Consider the following 22,471-nt stretch of genomic DNA (forward strand, 5'->3'; position numbering starts at 1 on the left):
GTTATTATACCATAACCAAATATAACAATATGATAAAATATAATAATGAAGCTTTATGTGGTCCCCACCCCCATAGGAAATTTAGAAGATATAACAATAAGGGCAATAAACATTCTAAAATCTGTAAAATTTATAGCTTGCGAAGACACCAGAAGAATTCAGGTACTTTTAAAACATTACAACATAGAAGGTAAAACGCTTTTATCATACTATCATCCTAAAGAAGCTATACAAATAAGAAAAATTATATCCCTAATAAGAAAAGACGAAGATGTAGCGCTTGTATCAGATGCTGGCACACCTGCTATATCAGACCCTGGTTTTAAGCTTATAAACGCATGCATAAAAGAAGACATACCAGTAGAAGTACTGCCTGGGCCATGCGCACTAATAACAGCGTTGGTAGGCTCCGGACTTCCAACCCACAGTTTTATGTTTTTAGGCTTTGCACCAAGAAAATCCCAAGAATCCTTTTACAAAGAAATTTTTAGCTGCGACGCTGGGTCTTACATACTATACGAATCACCACAGCGTATATTAGATACATTGGATTTTATAAGCCAAATAGAACCAAACATTACAGTTGCTATCGCAAGAGAGCTTACCAAAATACATGAAGAATACATAAGAGGCAATATAAAAGATGTAATAGAAGAGCTAAAAAAAAGAAGCAACATAAAAGGTGAAATTGTTTTAGTGCTTTCAAAAGAAAATACCTTGCTACAAGAAAAACTTTAGAATAAAAATTTTCTTCTAAAAAACCTTTAAGCATATAATGATATAAAACATTTTTTGAATCACTTTTTTGATTATATTAAAAGCTAAATAAGGAGATTTTCTATGTATTCAATAGATATTGAAATCCCAAATCCGGGATGCGATCATTGTGCAGAACCGCTTGATTTTGACTTTACGTTTGCATTTCAGCCGATAGTTGATATAGAGCAAAAGAAGATATTTGCCCACGAAGCTTTAGTAAGAGGCAAAGAAGGACAGGGAGCAGGTTGGGTTTTACAACATGTAAACGATAAAAATCGTTACAGGTTTGACCAAGAGTGCAGGATAAAATCTATGTCTTTGGCGGCAAAACTTGGTATAAAAACTAAGTTATCTATAAACTTTATGCCAAATGCAGTGTATGTCCCTGAGGCTTGTATTCGCACTACTCTTGAAGTTGCCGATAAAATAGGTTTTGACATTAATAATATTATATTTGAAGTGTTAGAGGACGAAGAAATAAGAAATCCCGACAAGCTAAAGGATATCTTTTCTTATTATGCGAAAAAAGGATTTGGCACAGCCATAGATGATTTTGGTTCGGGATACGCTGGGCTTACTTTATTGGCAGAGCTACAGCCTCAATTTATAAAGTTAGACATGTATCTAATTCGCAACGTACACAAAGAAAAGGTAAAACAATCTATTTTAAACGGTATCATAACTACTGCAAAAGATATGAATATAGACATTATAGCAGAGGGTATAGAAAGCGTAGAAGAAGCCCTATGGCTAAAAGATAAAGACATAAAACTTATGCAAGGGTATTTATTTGCCAAACCTGGGTTTGAACGCTTGTTCGATGAATCTGAGATAAATTTTCCCTTTTAACAGGTTTAAGCTCTAAGTTCTACCTCGTCTGGCGCAGTAAAGAATGCAATTGCAAGCACAATCCAACCTATAAATAGTAAAATACCACCTAAACCAAACAAAATTATCGTAATTGCACCTATATACATAAGAAGACCCGCAGTGCTAAACAACTTATGGTTTATAGCTGAACTAAGCATATCGTAAGCTTGTTTGTAAAAATAAGTAGCTGCTATAAAAAGTATATAAGCTAGTATTATCGCAACAATTATACCTACACCCATACCCAAAAACATCCCACCAGCAAAATACATATGCATGAACCCTGACGACATCAAAACACTCATGAAACTCATTAAACCGAAGAAAAAAGCTATGATCCATCCAGTTAAACCCAATACAAATCCTGTTATAAATTTATTGAATATTGTTGGGTTTTTTAACATGTTGCTAATTTGATAAATGCTAACAATCAAAAGTACACCACCAACTATCAAAAGAAGCGTTCCGATTCCCGGCAAAATACCTAACAATATTAAAATAGCTCCAATTCCGCCTAGCAACTTTTGTGTAGATATGTTTATCTTTTCCCCAGATAAAATTTTTTCTTCCATTATTTTCCTCCTATCACTATTATAACTTATAAATTACTCTTTTGATGAAAAAAATATTACATATTTTCTATCCTTGAGGAGTTGTAGACCACGCTTACGCTGCTTATTATCATAAAAACTGCTGACCATATTGGTTGTATAAGTCCAGCCATAGCTAAAGCAATGCCAAACGTATTGTACACGCTAGCCCATATAAAATTTGTATAAATTATTTTCTTAACGTTGTTAGAAAATTTTATAATCCAGGGTATAGCTTTTAGATTTCTGTTAAAAAGCAATATACCAGCAGATATTCTTGCAACACCAGAAGCGTTTGCCACCGCTACGCTAACATCGCTAACCGCCATGGCAAGAGCGTCGTTTATGCCATCGCCTACATACATTATCTTTGATCCCTTTGCCTTTTTATCTATTACAACTCTTTGTTTGTCTTGGGGTTTTAAAGACCAATAAAGTTCGTCAAAAATATCAGAAAACTCTTCCACAAAAGCCCTCTCGTCTCCAGAGATAAGCCCTACCTTGTAACCCATATGCTTTAACCTCTTTATAGCCTCTAACGCGTTTTCATCTATCTTTTGCTTAAAATAAAGTATCCCTTCCAACTTACCATCCACCGCCACATATACACAAGATAAATTTTCTTCACACGCCCTTGGTGTTATACCCATACTTTCCATAAATTCCTTAGAGCCTATACGCCAGTTCTTATCTTCTATAAAAGCCTCTATACCATAACCGGGTATTATCCTAACCTTTGATGGTTTTAAAAAATCCCCTTGATAATAATTTAACAAACTTTTAGCTATAGGGTGCTTTGAGTAGTTTTCTATAGAAGCTACCTTTTTGATGAAATCTTTTTCATCGCCAAACTGATTGTAGCCGCTATATTCTAAGTTTTCTAAAGTTATTGTGCCCGTTTTATCAAAAAGCACCTCGTTTATATACCTAACGCTGTAAAGGGCTCTTAGGTTTTGCAGGATTATGCCACGCCTTGCCAAGGAGTTTGCCGCATTCCAAAGAGCCAAAGGTGCCGCCACGTTGAAAGCACAAGGGCAAGCTATCAAAAGTACCGCCAAAGAACTCATCAGCGCCTTATCAAAACCAGCCTTATAGTACCAAAAACCAAATGTTATGAGAGAAAGCGTTATGATAGTGGGAACAAATATAGCCGATATCTTGTCCGCTATGTTCTTTTCGGGTGCAAAAGAAATTTTAGCAATTTCTACATTTTCTATAATCTTGTTTATAGTATTTGAATTAAAATCGTTTATGGCTTTTATCAAAAAACTACCATCTATGCTAACACTCCCAGCATAAACGCTGTCGCCTTCAAACTTAGCCACTGGTTTTTGCTCACCTGTAAAAAAACTTTCTTTTACAAACCCTTCTCCTTCAATTACAACCCCGTCAACAGGTATTATTTCATCGGGTTTTACTTTGACAATATCTCCTATTTTTACCTCGTCTATCCTGACTATTTTTTCGGCATTATTTTCTACAACCGTAGCGTAGCTTGGTAAAAGGTCTTTGGTCTCTCCGATGCTTTTAGCAGCCCTATACCTACCAAAAGCCTCTATAAACTTTCCAAAAGCCGACAAAGCCACTATCATAGTAGCAGTTTCATAGTAAGGGGTACCAACACCCATAAGCGTAGAATAAACAGAAATCCCGTAAGCCGAAAAAGCACCTATCGCTATCAAAAGGTCTGTGGTAATCGATTTTCTAAGTAGCGCTTTTATAGAGTTTACAAGATAATCAAAGCCAATGAGTGCCATAACAGGGGTAGAGAGTAAAAGCAGAAAGTAGTTTGTGAGTCTTACTATGGGATCATGGGATGTTTTTGATACGTCACCGCCGTATATGGTGAAAGACAACATCATCACATAGCCTGCCAAGAAAAAGCTTATGCCAAACTTTATAAAAAACTTCTGCACGCTTTGACTTGTTTCGTTTCCAGATATCTTGTTTACAAGATAACATCCAGTACAGCAAAATTCTCTATCTACACCTTTTACGTTAAAAACTATAGGATTTCCTGATATGCTTATACCGCATTGATAACATTTCTTAATAGAAGCTTCGCCCATCCAATCTGATTTTAAATGTTAATATAAATTTTGTCAATGTTAAAGTTTTGGGCTTTTAAGAAAATCAAACAAACCTAAGATGGTATAATAATTATAATGCAAGAATACGGCGCAGATGCGATAAAAGTTGTTACTGGATTAGAACACGTAAGACTACGCCCCTCAATGTACATAGGAGATATCTCCGAAAGAGGGCTTCATCACCTTATATGGGAAATAGTAGATAACTCTGTTGACGAAGCGATGGCGGGCTACGCCACCCATATAAGAGTGCACATACACCAAGACGATTCTGTGACAGTGGAAGACAACGGCAGAGGTATACCCGTTTACATACACAAAGACGTAGGAAAACCAGCGGTAGAAGTTGTTTTAACAGTGCTTGGTGCTGGTGGAAAGTTTGATAAAAAAGCTTATCAATACTCCGGTGGACTTCACGGTGTAGGTGCTTCCGTTGTAAATGCGCTTTCGGAGTGGCTCATAGTAGAAGTTTACAGAGACGGCAAGATATATAGACAAGAGTATGAAAGAGGAGTACCTAAAACAGAGCTTAAAGTTATAGGGGATACTACAAAAAGAGGCACAAAGATTACATTTAAACCAGACGCTGAAATATTTGAAACCACAAAAATAAAGTTTGACATAGTAGAAAAAAGGATAAGGGAACTAGCTTACCTTAACAAAAACGTAACGTTTGAAATAATAGACGACAGGTTAGACAAGCATCTTGTTTATAAATTTGAAAAAGGCATTATAGAGCTAGTAGAGTACCTTGCAGAAGGTAAAGAACCTCTTTTTAACGATGTAATCTACATAGAATCTGGGAAAGATGGTACTTTGGTAGAAATCGCCTTTAAATATACCAAAGACTACAAAGAATCTTTAGAAAGCTTTGTAAACAACATAAAAACCATAGAAGGGGGTACTCACGTCACAGGTTTTAGAAGTGCGTTGTCAAAGGTGGTGTCAAAACTGTCCCAAAATATAAAAATATCAAAAGAACTAAAAGAAATGTTTACAGGCGAAGACCTAAGAGAAGGTCTTGTAGCTGTTGTATCTTGTAAGGTACCAGAACCTCAATTTGAAGGCCAAACCAAAACAAAACTTGGCAACCAAGAAACAAAAACTATAGTAGAATCAATAACGGTAGAATTTTTAACAGACTATTTTGAAAAACATCAAGACATTTTAAAACTCATAGTAGAAAAAGCCATAGAAGCTGCTTTAGCAAGAGAAGCTGCTAAAAAAGCAAAAGATTTGGTAAGAAGAAAATCTTTTTTAGAAGATACATCTTTGCCGGGTAAATTGGCGGATTGTTCCGAAAAAGACCCATCAAAATGTGAGATTTTTATAGTAGAGGGAGAATCGGCAGGTGGTTCTGCAAAACAAGGTAGAGACAGAAGGTTCCAAGCTATATTACCATTAAAAGGTAAAATACTAAACGTAGAAAAAGCTAGGATAGACAAAGCCCTTTCCAACGAAGAAATAAGAGCAATCATATCAGCCCTGGGTTGTAATATAGGAGAAGACATAGATTTGAGCGCCCTTAGATATCACAAAACCATAATAATGACAGACGCTGACGTAGATGGTTCTCACATAAGGACTCTTTTGCTTACATTTTTCTATAGATTTATGACAAAACTTATTGAAAATGGCCATGTGTATATAGCACAACCACCGCTTTACAAAGTGAAAATAGGAAAAAAAGAAACTTACATAAAAGACGATAAAGAACTAGAAAAATTTTTACTAAACATCATAAGGACCGATGTGTCTATAACAGACGCCAAATCAAACACCTATAGAGGTGATGTACTGATAAACATGTTAAATACTATAAAAGAGCAACACAACACAATAGCTCAAATACTAAACAAAAGAAACAAAGATGTGATAACCTACCTCTTGTCAAACAAAATAGACGAAAGCTATCTCAAAGATGAGCAAAAAGCTAAAAAGCTATTGCAAGATATACAATCCATAAAAAGTGTAAGTAGCGCCAAATTAAAATACGACGACTTTGACAGCTCTTACTCTATAGTCATATACGATATCTATCAAAACTTCAGCATTATAGATGTGGATTTTCTTACTTCCGGCACTTACAAAAAGCTGTTTGAAGAGCACAAAGAATTTTTCTCTTACCCTATAAGCCTAAAACTTGGGCATAAAGTTAAAAATATAGAAAAACCAGTAGAAGACCTTTATCAAGACATAATAAATTTTGTAAAAGACGGCATAGAGATACAGCGATACAAGGGTCTTGGTGAAATGAACCCAGAACAGCTATGGGAAACTACCATGAACCCAAACACCAGAAGGCTACTAAGAGTATCCTTAGAAGATGCGGCAGAAGCGGATAGAATATTCTCTATACTGATGGGCGAAAACGTAGAACCAAGGCGAGAGTTTATAGAGACCTACGCCAAGGAGGTAAGAAACTTAGATGTTTAAAAGAGTGATAGTGGGCTTAGACGGTTCAAAACCATCTTTTGTGGCCTCTCAATACGGACTTGAGCTGGGTTCGAAGTTAAACATACCTGTAGTAGGAATACACGTTTTAGATAGTACGTTGACCGAAGAAAGCCTGTTGGCAGATTTAGCTGGGGTTTTGGGCTTTTCTTACTATGAGGGTATAAGTGCAAAAGTGAAAGAGTTTTTAGAAAAAGAATCAGAAGCGCTTTTAGATGAGTTTAGCGCCCTTGGAAGAAAATTAAACGCCAAAGTTTCAACGCTTCAAACCTGGGGAAATCCAGCAAAAGAGATTGCTTCACAAGGGGATTTGGAAGATATTATATTTGTTGGAAAACCTGATCACGACAAAAGTATAAAAGGCATACATATAAGCTCTACTTCAGAGCAGGTGATTAAAAGAGCGAAATGTCCGGTTTTTGTAGCTTTTAAAGACGAGTATAAACCAATAGAAAACATAATGATTTGTCATGACGGCAAAGACGAAGACGATAAGCTGCTTGATTTTACCAAAAATTTAAACAACGTATACAACGCAAAAATATTTTTATATCATGCCGATGAGTTTGGCTCCAAGAAAGAAAAGTTTGAGAAACTCTCAAAAGATTACGGTTTTGAGCTTATAATAGAAAAAGCCGTAGCAGAAGAAGGTATAGTATCAAACGCGGAAAAACTAAAAATAGATTTGGTAATACTTGGTTCTCACAAGAAAAGGCTTGTTCACTTTTTTATGGGAAGCACCACTACATTTGTATTTCACTACATAAAGACAAACATGTTGGTAGTAAAATAAATGTTTTATAACACCCTAATAGTGGGTCTTGGTCTCATAGGTGGGTCTTTAGCTTTTGATATTAAAAGCAAGAAACTATCAAAGCATCTATACGCTTTAGATAAAGACCAAGAAACGCTAAAAACCGCAGTAGAAAACGGTTTGATAGATGGAATATTTAAAGAGGGCGTAAAATACGATTTTGTAATATTTTGCAATCCAATATCTACCCTAGAAAATGTGGCAAAATATATAAAAGAACACATAAAAGATGCCGTAATAACAGATGTGGCTTCTGTAAAAGAATATCCGGAAAGTGTTTTCAAACCTATTTTTAAAGAACGATACGTTGGCTCTCATCCAATAGCTGGATCTCATAAAAACGGTTTTGAAAATGCATCAAAAGATTTGTTTTCAAATAGACTAACGATAGTTTGTCCTACTGATATATCAAAAGAAGAGCATATAGAAAAAGTAAAAACATTCTGGAAGCATATAGGAGCTAAAGTAGAGGTTATGAGTGCAAAAACCCACGATGAGATATTCGCAGTTACATCACATCTTCCACACCTAATAGCTTACGCTCTTACAAAGACATTGCCAGAAGAGTACAAAAACTACGTAGGGCAGGGGTTTTTGGATACCACCAGAATAGGCGCTAGTCAATCGGATCTCTGGGCAGATATTTTTCTATACAACCAAGAAAATGTATTAAAAAGTATAGAGCTTTTCAAAAAACAATTAGATATGTTAGAACAAGCAATAAAAGACAAAAACAAAGAAAATCTCAAAGGTATATTGGACAAAGTATCAAAAAAAAGGAAAAGCCTATAAAAATCTTTCCAAAGCCTTACCAAAAAACGCAAATACAATCAGCTTAAAAGCCCTAGACAAAAGAGCCATAGCTATAAACCTATAGTAACCAAACCTTAGTATGCCAGCTATCCAGTTTATCACATAGAAAGGTTCTCCTATCAATATTGCAAAAGCACCGTACTTATGGAAAAGGGCTTCGGTCTTTCTAAATTTATTTTCAGAAACAAACCTAGATACAGCCCTGTAGCCGTAGTTATAACCTATGTAGTATACTATAGAAGCCCCTATAAAATCACCTAACAGCGCGCAAAAAGCCACAAGATAGATATTCATCTTGTAAACCGTACCAGCGGTCATAAGAGGCAGTGTAGAAAGAGGAAACACGCTAGACTCTATAAGGCCCACCAAAAATATGCCTATGTAACCAAATTTTAAAAGATTCATAATTTACTCCTTGTATAGATCTTCAAAAATACATTTAAATCTTTCCCTATCGCTACAAACCACAAACACCTCTTGGACAGAGGTGCCATTTTTATATAAAAGCTTAAAACCAGAAGAAGTTTCATATTGTAAAAAAAGACCTTTAGATCCTCTTCCTTTGTTGTTTCTAAAAATCCTTCCAGGTATTACAGCTTCTACTATATCAATCTCCAAAATCGGTCTTATATACTTATCAAAACCCTCCAACGTGTGATGCTCAAGCTTTAGCTTACCTTTTCTATATTTACTCATAAAAGATGACAAGTGTTGTTGAGATATTCTATGTAAAACCTATCGCCTACAAGCCTCAATTTAGAAACACCGGTGTTATCCGTGTGTATGTTCCAAAGCGGTGCTCTAAACTTTGTAGCTTCCATGATAAACCCATGTATAAATCCGCCGTGAGAGACAACGGCTATATGCTCATGTTTTTGGGCTTTTACAATATCTATAAACTCTCTCACTCTTTTTAAAAAAGATTCTTTGGTTTCTTGGGTAGGAAGAGGGTTTTCCAAAGGGTCTTTGGACCAAGCCATCATCATATCTTTGTGCTCTACAAACATCTGTATAAAGTTTTTACCCTCTAACTCTCCAAAAGATATCTCTCTTATGCGAGGCTCCACAATTATTTCTTTGTTTAGAGCTTTTGACAGAAATATTGCCGTCTTTAAAGCTCTTTTTTGGAAAGATGAGTATATAACATCTATTTTTTTATTTTTAAAAGCCAAAGACAAAAGCTTTGCTTGAACGTATCCAAGAGGCGTAAGAGCGCTGTCTAAACTGCCTTGAAATATACCTTTTTCATTGTATTCACTTTGAGCATGTCTTATAAGATATATATGTTTCATCTTTGATATATTTTAACATAAAAGCCCTCTTTATCCAAATCTACCAGTTATATAGTCTTCCGTAAGTTTTTCTTTTGGATTTGTAAAGATTGTCTCCGTTTTATCAAACTCTATAAGCTTGCCCAAATACATAAAAGCCGTATAGTCTCCTATACGAGCGGCTTGTTGCATGTTATGGGTTACTATCACAATAGCCATTCTTTTTTTAAGCTCTATGATAAGTTCTTCTATTTTTGCCGTTGATATTGGATCAAGTGCAGATGTCGGCTCATCAAACAAAAGCACTTCAGGGTTCACCGCTATAGCCCTTGCTATAACAAGGCGTTGCTGTTGACCTCCGGATAAGGAAAAAGCGTTATCGTTGAGCCTATTACCCACCTCGTCCCAAAGAGCAGCCATTTTTATAGCAGCTTCAACCCTATCTTTTAACTCGGTTTTATTGTTGATACCCATCAACCTAAGACCAAAAGCTACATTCTCAAATATAGACATTGGGAAGGGAGTAGGCTTTTGAAAAACCATACCTATTCTGCTTCTTAAAACTATCAAATCCGTAGACTTTGATAGTATGTTGGTGTTATCAAAGATTATTTCTCCTTCGTACTTTATGCCTGGGTAAAGATCATGCATACGGTTTAAACATCTTAAAAGCGTAGTTTTACCACATCCGCTAGGGCCTATAAGAGCGGTTACCCTTTTGTCTGGTATTGGCATATTGATGTTCTCTAAAGCTGGTTTTAAGCTTTTCTTATAGTAAAAATTTAAGTTCCTTATATCAATCTTAGGGCTTTCAATGGCTATTACACTGCTCATATGCACCAAGTCTCCTTTAACCTTTGTTTATCTTTGTAATACGCCTTGCCACATACATAAAAGGGGCTGTAAAAGACCCTCCATGCACCAAGTATTTGGCTATTATAACCGCCGCCAAGACACCTAACGTAAGAACAAATCCAGCCGCCCAGGCTTGTTCGTGCCATTCGTGGTATGGACCTGTAGCGTATATGAATATAGTTATAGTGAGAGTAGCCATAGGTTTTAAAAGATTAAAGGTTGTATGGTCGTTGTTAAAAGAAGTAAACAAAAGAGGCGCCGCTTCACCTGCCATCCTGGCAAGACCTAGTATAACACCAGTAAGTATACCGGTTTTAGCCGCCCTCATGGTAACTTTTTTTATCACATAGTGTTTGTAAGCTCCCAAAGCGTAGGCAGCTTCTCTCATCTCCTTCGGCACAAGCTTTAGCATCTCATCGGTAGCTATTGTAATATAAGGAAGTGATAAGATTGAAAGAGCCACAGAACCAGATAAGCCGTTAAAACTGTGAAGAGGTGCCACAAGCACTACATAGACAGCAGCACCAATAACTATGGCTGGCATAGATATGACGATATCTGCCAAATTTCTTATAAACATAGCCCACCAAGTACCTCTACCGTACTCAGCCAAAAATATCCCAGCCATAATACCTATAGGCGTGCCTATGAAAGCAGCTATAGTGGTAATTATAAATTGACCTATGAAAGCCATCCTGAGTCCACCACCAGGCATACCAGGCGGGGCTGGGTCTTTGGTGAAGAAATCGAGATTTAAATATTCATATCCATGGTAAATAATAGAAACAAGTATCCACCCCAAAAACACTATACCGTATAAAGCTGCTAACGTAGATAAAATCATTATAACGTTGCTCTTTAAAACCCTTGCTTTGATTCTTACGTTTTCCATCTTCTTTCCAATCTCCACACTATAAACTTTGCTACAGCAAGAGTACTAAAGGATATGGTAAGAAGTATCAAAGCTAGATAAAACAAAGCTGATAAATAAAGATGTGTCATAGCTTCCGTAAACTCATCCGCCAATGTAACTGTTATGGTAGTTACGGAATTTAACAAAGATAGCATATCCAAGAAACTACCAGGGTTATGGTTGTTGCCGTTTACAAAAGACACCGCCATAGTTTCACCCAAAGCCCTACCTATAGCAAATATACCAGCACCAAATATACCAGAAGAAACGTAGGGCATAACCACTTTCCTTATCACTTCCCACCTAGTGGCACCAAGCCCATAAGCGGACTCTTTAACCACCTCCGGCACCAAAGAGAAAGCGTCTTTTATAAGCGAAGACATAAAAGGCGTAATCATAATAGAAAGTATCACTGCCGTTGTAAATGTGTCTATACCTATACCAGGACCGTTAAACAAAAATCCTATTATTGGTAACGTAGCAAGATGATCTAGTATCCAAGGTTCTACATGATTTTGCATAACTGGAGCCAATACAAAAAGGCCCCACATACCATATATAACAGTCGGGATTGCCGCTAAAAGCTCAATAGCGGTGGTAACTATAGGTTTTAACCAATGGGGAGCCAACTCAGTTATATATATAGCTACTCCTATACTTATGGGCGCGGCAAATATAAAAGCCCATATTGTAACGTATATAGAACCAAAAAGCGGCGTGAAAGCACCAAAGTTGTTATCTACCGCATCCCAGCTTTTGTTTGTAATGAAATGCCAAACACCAAAAGCTTTTATAGCAGGGTATGCCTCTATGAAAAGGACGACAAACACAGTTATCACCACAAGTGGAATCAAAGCCGCTGCCGTAAAAGCCGCAATTTTAAATAAAGTATTTCCTAGCTTGCCGTTTCTTTTCATAGAAGCAACGGGGCTTATAGCCCCGCTATCTTTTAATTCTATCATATTATAAGCCTTTAGTTATTACCAACTTAACTTACCAGCTTAGACCTTGCTTTTTCCAAGAAGCCATTATATCTTTCTTGACAAAATCTGGAAGCGTAATGTAATCAAGAGCCTTTAGGTCAGCATCACCATGATTAAACACCCATGTATAGTATTGTAATACGTAAGAGTTCGTATTTTTGCCCTTTGGAAGTAGTATAAATGTAGGACCTTCTATAGGATAGGAGTATTTACCTGGAGGATTTGGAAGCTCCATATAAAAGTCGTTTTTCATAGCTTCGTTCCAATTTGCTTGTTTGGCAGCCGCTATCATGGTTTGCATAGTTGGAGCAACCCACCAACCAGCTTTGTTTTCTAAGACTGCAACGTTGAAGTGGTTTTGTTTGAAGTAAGCGTATTCAACATAACCTATAGCACCTCTAACTCTCATTATGTAGTTTGTTACACCCTCAGAACCTTTACCACCTATACCCACAGGCCATGGCACAGAGGTGTTGAACCCTATCTTTTGTGCCCAAGCTGGACATACTTTTGTAAGATAGTTTGTAAATATCCAAGTAGTACCAGAACCATCGGCTCTATGGACTGGTGTTATTGGTATGTGTGGTAAATTTAGCTTTGGATTTGTGGCTTTTATCTCTGGGTCGTCCCAATATCTTACCTTACCCATATAGATATCGCATATTTGTTTACCGGTGAGGTGAAGCTGATAGTTTCCAACGCCTGGTATGTTGTAACCCATTACCACACCACCTATAGCATCTGGCCACTGAATAAGACCTCTTTGTTTTAACTCTTCTGGTTTTAACGGAGCGTCAGATGCACCAAAATCTATCGTTCTTTTCGTAGCTTGAAGTATACCACCACCAGACCCTATACCTTGATAGTTTACATGGTTTCCTGTAGCTTGCTTAAAGTGAAGAGCCCATCTTTGCATAGCAGGTTCAATAAATGTAGAACCAGCTCCTGTTATAGTCCAAGCCATAGCCCCTTGAAGACTACCAGCAAAAACAGCTAATGCCAGCACCTGTTTTAACTTCATACAAACCTCCTTAAGTTTTGATGCTTTTATTATAAAAAACAATTGTTAATTTTCTGTTAAGATGCTAAAGAAAACTCTATACCATGTTTGTTGAGTTCATCTATGAGGGTTTTTGAAAGCACCACATCTTTAGAGGTTTGCACTATAGCTCTATAAGAAGAAGCGTCTAGCTCCAAAACAACTTTTTGAGATTTTATAACATCTTCGTTAGCCTTAGGCGTATATTTGTCTAGCATAAGTTTAAGCTTTTCCAAAAAGCCATTTCTTGCCTTTTCCTCATCTATCTTAAGAGTTAAAGTGTTGTATTGATTTAGCAAGGAATCTACAGAATAAAGCTCATTTGCCACTATCTTGAGGTTTTCGTTTTCAATGTCTATGTCTAAAAGGCCCTTTACCACCACCACTTCATCTTCTTTTATAAAACTCTCAGAAGATGCGTACCTATCTGGGAAAACCACAACTTCAACAATATCTGTTTTGTCCACAAGATTAAAGATGGCCATGTAAGAACCGTTCTTGGTTTTTTTAATTTGTAAGTCACTTATAACACCCACAAGCGTATATTCTGCCGATGCGCTTTGCCCAGCCTCATCGTCTATACTTTGGTTTGGCGTAGTATCAAAATCTATATCTTCTATATTTGTTATATCTTTATTGTGAGATAAAATCCATTTGTACTTATCCAACGGATGCCCAGATATATAAAAACCAAGAACCTCTTTTTCTAGCTTTAGTATATCTATAGAAGAGGTTTGCTCTGTTTGCTCTGTAGATTTCAAAGCTTTCATACCAAACAAAGACCTTTGAGCTATGCTTGATATATCTTGAGAATTCAAAAGCCTTGAGAGAAAATCCTCTCTATTTTTATAACCGCTTTTCTCTATAAGGCTATCAAAGGCTCCTGCTTTTGAAAGAGCTTCCAAAACTTTTTTGTTTACTTTCCTATTGTCCGTATTTTTGGTAAAATCTTGAAAACTTGAAAAGTCTCTTCCAATTTTTTCTTGCATAGATTTTATATGTCTTGCGGTATCCTCACCAACACCCTTTATTCTTCCAAGTCCAAACCTTATATGTCTTGGAGCTTCTATCTTAAAGTCCACGTCTGATTTGTTTATATCTGGGGGTAATACTTTTATACCAAAAGACTTTGCATCTTTTAAAAGGTTTATAAACTTTTTATCAGAATTCTCTGTAGAAAATTTAACGGTGTAAAACTCATCTGGATAATAAAGCTTCATGTAAGCAGTCCAAAAAGATATATAACCGTAAGCTACAGAATGAGATTTGTTAAAAGAATAAGAAGCAAACTCCTCTATTTCAGACCAGAGTTTTTCTATTTTATCGGCAGGGTATCCTCTCTCGCAGCTTCTTCTTATAAAGTCATCCTTTATCTTTGCCATAAGGTCGGCTTTCTTTTTACCTATGGCCTTTCGTAAATTATCAGCTTCGCCCATTGTAAATCCAGCAAGAATATTTGATATAAACATTATCTGCTCTTGATAGACGATAAGACCGTACGTTTCTTTTAGCACTTCCTCAAGCTCTTCAAATTCGTATACAACTTTCTCTTTACCAAGTTTTCTATTTATAAATTTATCCACCATCCCACTTTTGATAGGTCCGGGTCTATAAAGGGCTAACGCTGCTACAATATCTTCAAATCTGTCTGGTTTTAAACGTTTGATAAGCTCCCTCATACCCTTTGATTCAAGTTGAAACACCCCTATAGTTTCACCGGTAGCTAGAAAATCATAAATTTCTTTGTTGTTAAAATCCAAAGACAAGAAATCAATATCTATACCTTTGTTTTGTTTTACAAGCTCCTTCATCTTCCATAGTTCTGTAAGAGTTTTTAATCCAAGAAAATCCATTTTAACAAGCCCAAGCTCTTCTAGATGAGCCATATCGTATTGAGTAGCTATGTTTCCACTACTATCGTCTTTTACCGATTTATCAAGATAAAGAGGTGCCAACTCTATAAGAGGCTTAGGAGCTATCACAATACCAGCGGCATGTAAAGATGTATGTCTTGTTAGACCTTCAAGTTTTATAGAGATTTCTACAAGCTCTTTTATCTGAGGGTCTTTTTTGGCAAGATCTCTAAATTTCTTTACGTTATCTTCAATATCCCCTCTATGTCCATATCTTTCCATCAACTCTTCTATGGGCGTTATATACATCTCTTCAAGACTCAGCCAAGTGCCTTGGACGTTGCCTTGAGGTATAAGCTTTGCTAGTACATCGGCATCTTTGTAAGCCATACCCATGGCTCTAGCCACATCCCTAAGAGTTTGTTTAGCTTTCATGGTATTGTAGGTAATTATCTGAGCTACCGAATCTTTGCCGTATTTTTCTTTCACATATTCTATAACCTTATCCCTGTTGTCCATGCAAAAGTCTACGTCTATATCTGGCATAGATATACGCTCTGGGTTTAAAAATCTTTCAAAGATAAGCCCATGCTTCAATGGATCAACATCTGTAATGTTTAAAGCAAAAGCTACCAAAGAACCAGCCGCAGAACCTCTCCCAGGACCCACGGGTATGTTGTTTGATTTTGACCAATTTATAAAATCTGACACTATTAAGAAGTAGCTATCAAAACCCATATTTTGTATTACTTCCAATTCATAATTTAACCTATCCCAATACTCTTTCTCGGGTATGTTTTTACTTATTTGAGACTTTTGTATACGGCTTTTAAGACCCTCAACAGCTAAATTTCTAAGGTAAGAAGATATATTAACGCTTATATCGTTACCTTTGAAAAACTCAGGAAATTTGTAAGACTTATCTTCAAAGATACTCAAAGAATCGGCAATTTTTTCTGATATCTCAACGGTGTTTAAAAGCGCCTTTTCCCATTGGTCCCACTTTCCTTCAAATTTCTTTACCATCTCCTCGTAAGAAGCAAAGTGCATACCATCGTAATGCCCAAAAGCATCCTCTCCAAGCTCTTGAAGTGTTTTTTTCATTTGAATTGCCATCAACACGTTGTGAGCTCTCAAATCTTCTTCCAAAAGATAATGACAATCGTTGGTAGCCGCAAACTTTACATCGTATTTTTTGGCTATCTCTATGAGGGTTTTATTGGCGGTTTCTTGAGCTGGTATATGATTTGATTGAAGCTCTAAGTAAAGATCGTCTCCAAAAATATCTTTAAACTTTTTAACCCAAGAGTAAGCCATTTCCTCATTGCCTTGGGCTGCGTAAAAAGTAGGCACTCCTTTAAGACAAGCTGTCAAGGCAATTAGACCTTCCGCATGCTGCTCCAAAACCTCATAATCTATTCTTGGCTTATAGTAAAAGCCCTCAATAAAAGCGATAGAAGATAACTTCATGAGGTTTTTAAGTCCAGTGTCGTTTTTTGCTAAAAGTATGATATGGTGATTTATCCTATCGGTTATGTTATCTTCGGAACCTTTTCCCTTGTGCTCAGTCCTTTTTCCGGTAGTAAAGTAAGCCTCCATACCTATTATAGGCTTTATACCGTTATTTTTCATCTCTTTGTAAAAGCTCATAGTACCAAAGAGATTGCCGTGATCCGTTATGGCTACAGCTCTATAGCCGTATTCCTTTGCCTTTTTAGCCAAATCCTTTATCTTTATAGCTCCGTCTAAAAGTGAATATTGCGTGTGAAGATGAAGATGCACAAAATCTTTCATAAAATTGATTATATTTACAACTCCAAAGTTTGGAAATGGCTTCTTAACCTACCCCAAAAAGACGTTTAAGCTCTTTTATCTTAAGTATCTACCATTCTCAAATTTTATGTTTGGCCATATTCTTTTGCTTCTTTAAAAAAGACTAAGACAGTGCATACAAGTCTATCCAATCCAAATTTAAAACATGTAGGACGTGATCCATAATCATTCTATCGTAAAGCTCTGGAAACTTCTTAAACTTTTCGTATCTTTGAAGAACAATGGATTTCGTCTCTTGACTTAGTAAATGCCATTCTTTTTCAAAAATACGCCTTTTTATACTGTTTAAAATACTTGCAGCCTCTTCTTCTGTCGTAGGATAAGGGGTTTTATCTAAATCCAAGTCGTATTTTTTGTCTAAGCCGGTGTATTTTAATCGTTTTATATGTAAGTCAAATCTTCCTATATACCAATATTCATCGGAATTTGCCCACATTCTTCTTATAAAATCTGTGATAGAGGTATTTATATCGTTATCACACATAAAAAGCATAGCCTTTCTTCTTTTAAACTCTGGAAGTCTGTACATATATTTTTCTATACCTTGGAGTATAACCTCCTTAGGAACTTTCTTTTTTAAAATATAATCAAGGTAGAGCTCCTCAGCGTAAGAAAGGTAAAAAGTGCTTTGTTTTAAATCAAGGAAAAAATCTTTTACAGTCTCAAAATCTTCTGTATTCCTATATTCTTGTCCGAGAGACTCGTCATTTTCTTTTATAACAACATCTTTTTCATCGTTTTCCATATTCAGAGTGCTCCTATATCATCTAGAGCTTGTTTTATGGCTTTTATTTGAAGTAAAATACTTTCTAAATCTTTCAAAGGTATAGAGTTTGGGCCATCGGATAACGCTTTGTCTGGATTTGGATGCGTTTCCATAAAAACGCCGTCTACACCAACTGCCACTGCGGCCCTTATGAGGTACGGCACAAACTCCCTCTGCCCTGAAGAACTTCCACCTGCACCACCGGGAAGCTGAACGCTGTGAGTAGCGTCAAATATAACGTCTGCATACTGCCTCATGATAGGCATAGAGCGCATATCCACCACAAGGTTGTTGTAACCAAAAGAAGAACCTCTTTCCGTTAAGTAAAATTTACCGTCTTTGTTTTTAGATTTTAACTTATCTATTATATGTTTGGTATCCCAAGGAGCTAAAAATTGCCCTTTTTTCACATTTACACTTTTACCGGTTTCTGCACAAGCTAAGAGTAAATCTGTTTGTCTGCACAAAAAAGCTGGAACTTGAATAATGTCTACCACTTCAGACACTGGTTTTACCTGATGAGTTTCATGCACATCCGTAGTAACCGGTAAAGAAAATTCTTCTTTTATTCTCTTTAAAATCTCAAGACCTTTTTCAAGTCCAGGTCCTCTGTAAGAATTTATAGACGTCCTATTGGCTTTATCAAAAGAAGCCTTAAACACAAAATCAAACTCTTTATATTTTAAGGAAAGTTCTTTTAGATGAGAAGCCACCTCAAAGCAAAGCTCATAAGACTCTATTACACAAGGACCCGCTATTATAATAAATTTCTTTTCCATCAAAAAACTCCGTAAGTTTTTCATATCCTCCCATATCAAAAGCCCCTACAAAAGCAACAGCTTCATCTTCTTTCAAGTTTAAAAATATATCTTCTACATCAAAGCTTGGTTTGTCAAAATACCCTTCGTAAGTTTTGTAGGCTTTTATACTAAATATATTTTGAATAGGACTTTTAGAGATTATCAAAACAGTAGAATCTTTATAAGAAAGCTGAGACTTGATATGTGCTTTTATCTTTTTAGAGTTTAGAAGGGGTGCTTTGTATTCTTCGCTTACTACAAAACACGGTGAAACATCTTTGTTATCAGCAACAAACTCTTTTGAGAATATTATCTTTACATTTTGTTTCGTAAGATATAAAACATCTTCTTTTGAAATGGAAAAATCTATGTTTGCCTTCACAACACCGTTGGTAGGTTTTGAATAATACCTAACGTAAGATGGAATTGGTTTATCGTCTATAAATATATATCCACTCAACAAATCCCAACCTAAAAAACTAAAGTTTATCTCTTTTGCATAAAATCCCATAGACTCTGCTAAAAGCCTAATACTTTTTATAAAAAGAAGCTCCTCTTTAGAACCAGGGCTCATTTTGGCCCACATAAAAATTTCTTCATCTGGTCTTTGGTTAAAAAGCCCGTGTATGCATCCGCAGTAATCTTGTGAGTATATTTCGTTTAATTTTGTAAGCTCGTGCATTATTTGAACTCCGCCACCTTTTCTATAATCTACGCTTATGAAATCTATACCGTATTCTTTAGAAAAGATAGAAGCCACATGGTTTATCTGATTTATACTTTTCTTTGGACTCATTAAAAGCGTAGTGGTAATAGCTCTAGCGCCTAAATTTCTTGCAACCTCAAAAGACTCTTTTAGCCTTATATCAAAACAAACTTCACATCGTTTACCCTTTTCTGGTTCTTTTTCAAGACCCTCTACTGCCAACAGCCATGCATCGTCGTCGTATTTTCCTTCTATAAGCGGTATACCAAGCTTTTCACAAACTCTTTTTGTTTCTACAAGCCTCAAATCGTACTCTGTTTTTGGGTGAATGTTTGGGTCATAGAAAAACCCTATCCACTCGTAATCTTTATAATCGTTTTTCAGCTTTTCTAAAAAGTAAATACTATCCGGCGCGCAGCATATATGAACAAGACCTTTCACTTTTGAACCCCCAGCTTTAACACCAAAACATCCTTTTTAATCTCGTAGTCTTTTATTATAACACGCTCTTTAAATTGATTTGGTACCTTCGTATAAAGCTCGGACGCCTTTATGTAAGGCCAAAAATTTAAATAAGGCCTTCCCTCTATAACTTCAAAAACGCTTGGTAAAAGCTCAACATCTTTTTCTAAAAGCATATCAAACCCAACAGCCCTTTTGCCAGCCTTTCTATCGTTTATAAAATACTCTCCTTCTTTTAACCTTATCTTATAGTCTTTGCTAAAAGCCAAAAACTTTTTTTTCACCACTACATCCATCACGTGCGGGGCTAAAAAAACCGGCACATTTAAAATATTTTCTAACTCTTTTTGATTTATTGGAAAATCTATGGTAGCTTCCATTAAGTTGCCAAAGTTTATTAAGTCTTCCGCAAAAATTCCCATGCTATAATATTAGCTATGGAATCAAACTATGCAATAGTTTTAATCACAACACCAAAGGAAAAGGCTAAAGACATTGCAAGGTTTATAGTGGAAGAAAAGCTTGGGGCTTGTGTTAACATAGTAAGCGGGATAGAATCTATATACTGGTGGCAAGGACAGATTGAGACATCTGAAGAATCTCTTCTTATCGTAAAAACTCTAAAGGAAAAAATTGTGCTTTTAATAGAAAAGGTAAAGGCTATACACCCTTACACGGTACCTGAGATTATATCTTTAAACATAGAATCTGGCATCGAATCTTATCTAAAGTGGATAGAGGATTCAATTGGATAAATAGTTTTGTTTAAACCATCTATTAAATATCTCTACTGCCCAGACATGGTGTTTGTAAGCTTTTGAATTGCCGTTTTCATATAAAAATCTTAAAAATACTTCATCAAAAAAGCCATGTTCTTTATTCACATTGAGCCAATCTTTCAAAAAGTCTTTCTTTTCTTTGTAAAACCATTCTATAAATGGGTAAGAAAATCCCTTTTTTCTTCTATAGACAATCTCTTCTGGCAGATATTTTATAGCTACCTTTTTAAGAAGATGTTTATTTTGGTTTGATATTCTAAGGGTTGGATCTACATTTAAAACAAGCTGGTGAAGTTCGTGGTCTAGCATGGGGGCTCTTAGTTCTACAGAATGAGCCATGGCCATTTTATCTACTTTCATCATAAGCACTTCTCCTATCCATATGTACATATCCACAAAGTAATACCAAAGAGATTGGTGATGATGTTTAAAAGGTTCAAACCTTTTTGAGAATAACTCAATTTGATTATTTTCATAAGAAAATCTTAAAAACTTTTTAAGCTCAAGCTCTGTAAAGCATTCGCCTATTGTCCTAAACACAACCTCATCTTTTAAAGCTCTTCTAAAAAATTCTTGGTATTTTGACATATTCTCTTGAAAATTTATACTTTCAAGCAAAAGCTCTTTTGATTCTTTTTTTAGGCTTTTAGAAAGCTCATCGTAAGCTAGATACTTATAATACATATCGTATCCAAAAAAAAGCTCGTCAGAACCTTCACCAGAAAGAGCAACTTTTATCCCATTTTCTTTGATACAAGAAGATATAACATAAGTTGGAAGCGTAGCTGGATCGTTTATAGGCTCATCTAAAAAATAAACCACTTCATCTATCTTGTCTATAAAATCCTTTGAGCTTATTGTGATGGGATGATGGTTTGAGCCTATAAAATTAGACACTTTTAAAGCCCATGAAAGCTCGCTGTAATGCTCGTATTCATCATAGCCTATAGAAAATGTGTTTATGTTCCTGTTAAACTTATCCTTAGCAATCTTTGAATACAAAGCGCTCACAAAAGAAGAATCAAGGCCTCCCGAAAGCAACGAAGCCACTTCCACATCCCCCACAAGCCTAAGCTCCACCGATTCTATAAGCTTATCTTCTATATCTTTTAACACTTGACCCTCGTTTTGATGGCTTTTAGAAGCGTATTCAAGAGGATTGTAGTATTCTTTTATAAGAAGTCCATTTTTATCTAAAATCCCAAAACAAGAAGGCGGTAGTTTATATATGCCTTCGTATATCGTTTTACCGTAAGAAGGGGCTAAATATCTAAAGTAATCTGCCACCCCATTTTTATCAGGTAGTGGTTTTTTATCAAAAAATGGTAAAAGCGCTTTTATCTCAGAAGAAAACAAAAAATTTTCTTTTATAAAAGTGTAGTAAAAAGGCTTTTTACCAAACCTATCCCTTGCAAAAAACAAAGATTTTTTATCAGCGTCGTATATACAAAAGGAAAACATACCTCTTAGTTTGCTAAGGACCTCTACACCAAAATATCTATAAGCTTTTAAAAGCACTTCAGTGTCTGAAGATGAGTTAAAGCGTATTCCTTTTGAAGTGAGAAAATCTCTTATGGATTTGTAATTGTAGATTTCTCCGTTGAAGATTATTACGTTGTTGGTCTCTTCGTCTACCATAGGCTGATTTCCCAAAGGCGATAAGTCTATGATAGAAAGCCTTCTATGCCCAAATATAATATCTTCGTTTTGATAAATGCCATTAGCGTCTGGTCCTCTGTGGGCTATTTTATCTAAAGCCTTCTTAAAAAGGTTTATATCTACAGATTTTGGATTTCCAAAAAGCCCCAATATACCGCACAT

At 36.0% G+C, this 22,471-nt stretch carries 21 protein-coding genes; 6 read left to right on the top strand and 15 right to left on the bottom strand.

Features of this window, described 5'->3' with window-relative positions; genetic code table 11:
• The first annotated feature begins 45 nt into the window (after positions 1 to 45).
• Together rsmI and ACP5S8_RS00475 are read left to right on the top strand one after the other, a co-directional pair.
• Positions 46 to 738 carry a 16S rRNA (cytidine(1402)-2'-O)-methyltransferase gene (gene rsmI / locus ACP5S8_RS00470; RefSeq protein WP_461871151.1) on the top strand — a complete coding sequence of 231 codons (693 nt, stop codon included), beginning with the start codon at positions 46 to 48 and terminating at the stop codon, positions 736 to 738.
• A 102-nt stretch (positions 739 to 840) separates the two neighbouring features.
• Positions 841 to 1,608 (top strand): EAL domain-containing protein, encoded by a 768-nt coding sequence (locus tag ACP5S8_RS00475; RefSeq protein ID WP_461875276.1) that lies wholly within the window; start codon positions 841 to 843, stop codon positions 1,606 to 1,608.
• 5 nt (positions 1,609 to 1,613) lie between these two features.
• On the opposite strand, the gene ACP5S8_RS00480 is transcribed toward ACP5S8_RS00475, so the two are convergent.
• A complete protein-coding gene (locus ACP5S8_RS00480) occupies positions 1,614 to 2,201 on the bottom strand; it encodes a DUF996 domain-containing protein (protein WP_461875277.1) in 588 nt (195 codons plus the stop codon).
• Positions 2,202 to 2,257: 56 nt separating this feature from the next.
• Positions 2,258 to 4,288 carry a heavy metal translocating P-type ATPase gene (locus tag ACP5S8_RS00485; RefSeq protein WP_461875279.1) on the bottom strand — a complete coding sequence of 677 codons (2,031 nt, stop codon included), beginning with the start codon at positions 4,286 to 4,288 and terminating at the stop codon, positions 2,258 to 2,260.
• 96 nt (positions 4,289 to 4,384) lie between these two features.
• Between ACP5S8_RS00485 and gyrB the strand changes: the two genes are divergently transcribed.
• Genes gyrB through ACP5S8_RS00500 form a run of 3 tightly spaced genes read left to right on the top strand, consistent with a single transcriptional unit; the run spans position 4,385 to position 8,369 of the window.
• Positions 4,385 to 6,745: a DNA topoisomerase (ATP-hydrolyzing) subunit B gene (gene gyrB / locus ACP5S8_RS00490; protein ID WP_461870591.1), complete on the top strand. Its 2,361-nt coding sequence runs from the start codon at positions 4,385 to 4,387 to the stop codon at positions 6,743 to 6,745.
• Entirely contained in the window at positions 6,738 to 7,556 is an 819-nt protein-coding gene (locus ACP5S8_RS00495) for a universal stress protein (RefSeq protein ID WP_461870592.1), read from the top strand. Before gyrB ends, ACP5S8_RS00495 begins: the two co-directional genes overlap by 8 nt.
• Complete coding sequence (locus tag ACP5S8_RS00500; RefSeq protein WP_461875280.1) at positions 7,557 to 8,369, top strand: prephenate dehydrogenase; 813 nt, start codon at positions 7,557 to 7,559, stop codon at positions 8,367 to 8,369. It abuts the gene before it with no gap.
• Here the strand turns inward: ACP5S8_RS00500 and ACP5S8_RS00505 are convergent.
• From ACP5S8_RS00505 to ACP5S8_RS00560, 12 genes are all read right to left on the bottom strand, one after another.
• Positions 8,364 to 8,795 (bottom strand): DedA family protein, encoded by a 432-nt coding sequence (locus tag ACP5S8_RS00505; protein ID WP_461870594.1) that lies wholly within the window; start codon positions 8,793 to 8,795, stop codon positions 8,364 to 8,366. The genes ACP5S8_RS00500 and ACP5S8_RS00505 overlap by 6 nt on opposite strands.
• 3 nt (positions 8,796 to 8,798) lie before the next feature.
• Positions 8,799 to 9,086: a DUF2103 domain-containing protein gene (locus ACP5S8_RS00510; RefSeq protein ID WP_461870595.1), complete on the bottom strand. Its 288-nt coding sequence runs from the start codon at positions 9,084 to 9,086 to the stop codon at positions 8,799 to 8,801.
• Complete coding sequence (locus tag ACP5S8_RS00515; protein ID WP_461870596.1) at positions 9,083 to 9,682, bottom strand: histidine phosphatase family protein; 600 nt, start codon at positions 9,680 to 9,682, stop codon at positions 9,083 to 9,085. Before ACP5S8_RS00515 ends, ACP5S8_RS00510 begins: the two co-directional genes overlap by 4 nt.
• A gap of 30 nt (positions 9,683 to 9,712) precedes the next feature.
• Positions 9,713 to 10,495, bottom strand: a complete 783-nt coding sequence (gene pstB / locus ACP5S8_RS00520) for a phosphate ABC transporter ATP-binding protein PstB (protein WP_461875282.1) — start codon at positions 10,493 to 10,495, stop codon at positions 9,713 to 9,715.
• A 16-nt stretch (positions 10,496 to 10,511) separates the two neighbouring features.
• Complete coding sequence (pstA, locus tag ACP5S8_RS00525; protein ID WP_461875283.1) at positions 10,512 to 11,408, bottom strand: phosphate ABC transporter permease PstA; 897 nt, start codon at positions 11,406 to 11,408, stop codon at positions 10,512 to 10,514.
• Positions 11,396 to 12,391, bottom strand: a complete 996-nt coding sequence (pstC, locus tag ACP5S8_RS00530; protein WP_461875284.1) for a phosphate ABC transporter permease subunit PstC — start codon at positions 12,389 to 12,391, stop codon at positions 11,396 to 11,398. The genes pstA and pstC overlap by 13 nt, the downstream gene beginning before the upstream one ends.
• A gap of 31 nt (positions 12,392 to 12,422) precedes the next feature.
• Positions 12,423 to 13,433: a phosphate ABC transporter substrate-binding protein PstS gene (gene pstS, locus ACP5S8_RS00535; RefSeq protein WP_461875286.1), complete on the bottom strand. Its 1,011-nt coding sequence runs from the start codon at positions 13,431 to 13,433 to the stop codon at positions 12,423 to 12,425.
• Between the two features lie 56 nt (positions 13,434 to 13,489).
• A complete protein-coding gene (gene dnaE / locus ACP5S8_RS00540) occupies positions 13,490 to 17,098 on the bottom strand; it encodes a DNA polymerase III subunit alpha (RefSeq protein ID WP_461875287.1) in 3,609 nt (1,202 codons plus the stop codon).
• A 142-nt stretch (positions 17,099 to 17,240) separates the two neighbouring features.
• Positions 17,241 to 17,882 (bottom strand): hypothetical protein, encoded by a 642-nt coding sequence (locus tag ACP5S8_RS00545; RefSeq protein WP_461875288.1) that lies wholly within the window; start codon positions 17,880 to 17,882, stop codon positions 17,241 to 17,243.
• A 2-nt stretch (positions 17,883 to 17,884) separates the two neighbouring features.
• Positions 17,885 to 18,682 (bottom strand): 3-deoxy-8-phosphooctulonate synthase, encoded by a 798-nt coding sequence (gene kdsA / locus ACP5S8_RS00550; RefSeq protein WP_461875289.1) that lies wholly within the window; start codon positions 18,680 to 18,682, stop codon positions 17,885 to 17,887.
• Positions 18,630 to 19,850, bottom strand: a complete 1,221-nt coding sequence (locus tag ACP5S8_RS00555) for an epoxyqueuosine reductase QueH (protein WP_461875290.1) — start codon at positions 19,848 to 19,850, stop codon at positions 18,630 to 18,632. Before ACP5S8_RS00555 ends, kdsA begins: the two co-directional genes overlap by 53 nt.
• Positions 19,847 to 20,293, bottom strand: coding sequence for a hypothetical protein (locus ACP5S8_RS00560; RefSeq protein WP_461875291.1), 447 nt, complete (start codon positions 20,291 to 20,293; stop codon positions 19,847 to 19,849). The genes ACP5S8_RS00555 and ACP5S8_RS00560 overlap by 4 nt, the downstream gene beginning before the upstream one ends.
• Before the next feature lie 15 nt (positions 20,294 to 20,308).
• Between ACP5S8_RS00560 and cutA the strand changes: the two genes are divergently transcribed.
• Positions 20,309 to 20,626 (top strand): divalent-cation tolerance protein CutA, encoded by a 318-nt coding sequence (cutA, locus tag ACP5S8_RS00565; protein WP_461870940.1) that lies wholly within the window; start codon positions 20,309 to 20,311, stop codon positions 20,624 to 20,626.
• Here cutA and asnB read toward each other — a convergent pair.
• Complete coding sequence (gene asnB / locus ACP5S8_RS00570) at positions 20,615 to 22,471, bottom strand: asparagine synthase (glutamine-hydrolyzing) (RefSeq protein ID WP_461875292.1); 1,857 nt, start codon at positions 22,469 to 22,471, stop codon at positions 20,615 to 20,617. The genes cutA and asnB overlap by 12 nt on opposite strands.

Origin of the sequence: Hydrogenobaculum sp., assembly GCF_049967395.1 — a bacterium.
Classification (GTDB): domain Bacteria; phylum Aquificota; class Aquificia; order Aquificales; family Aquificaceae; genus Hydrogenobaculum.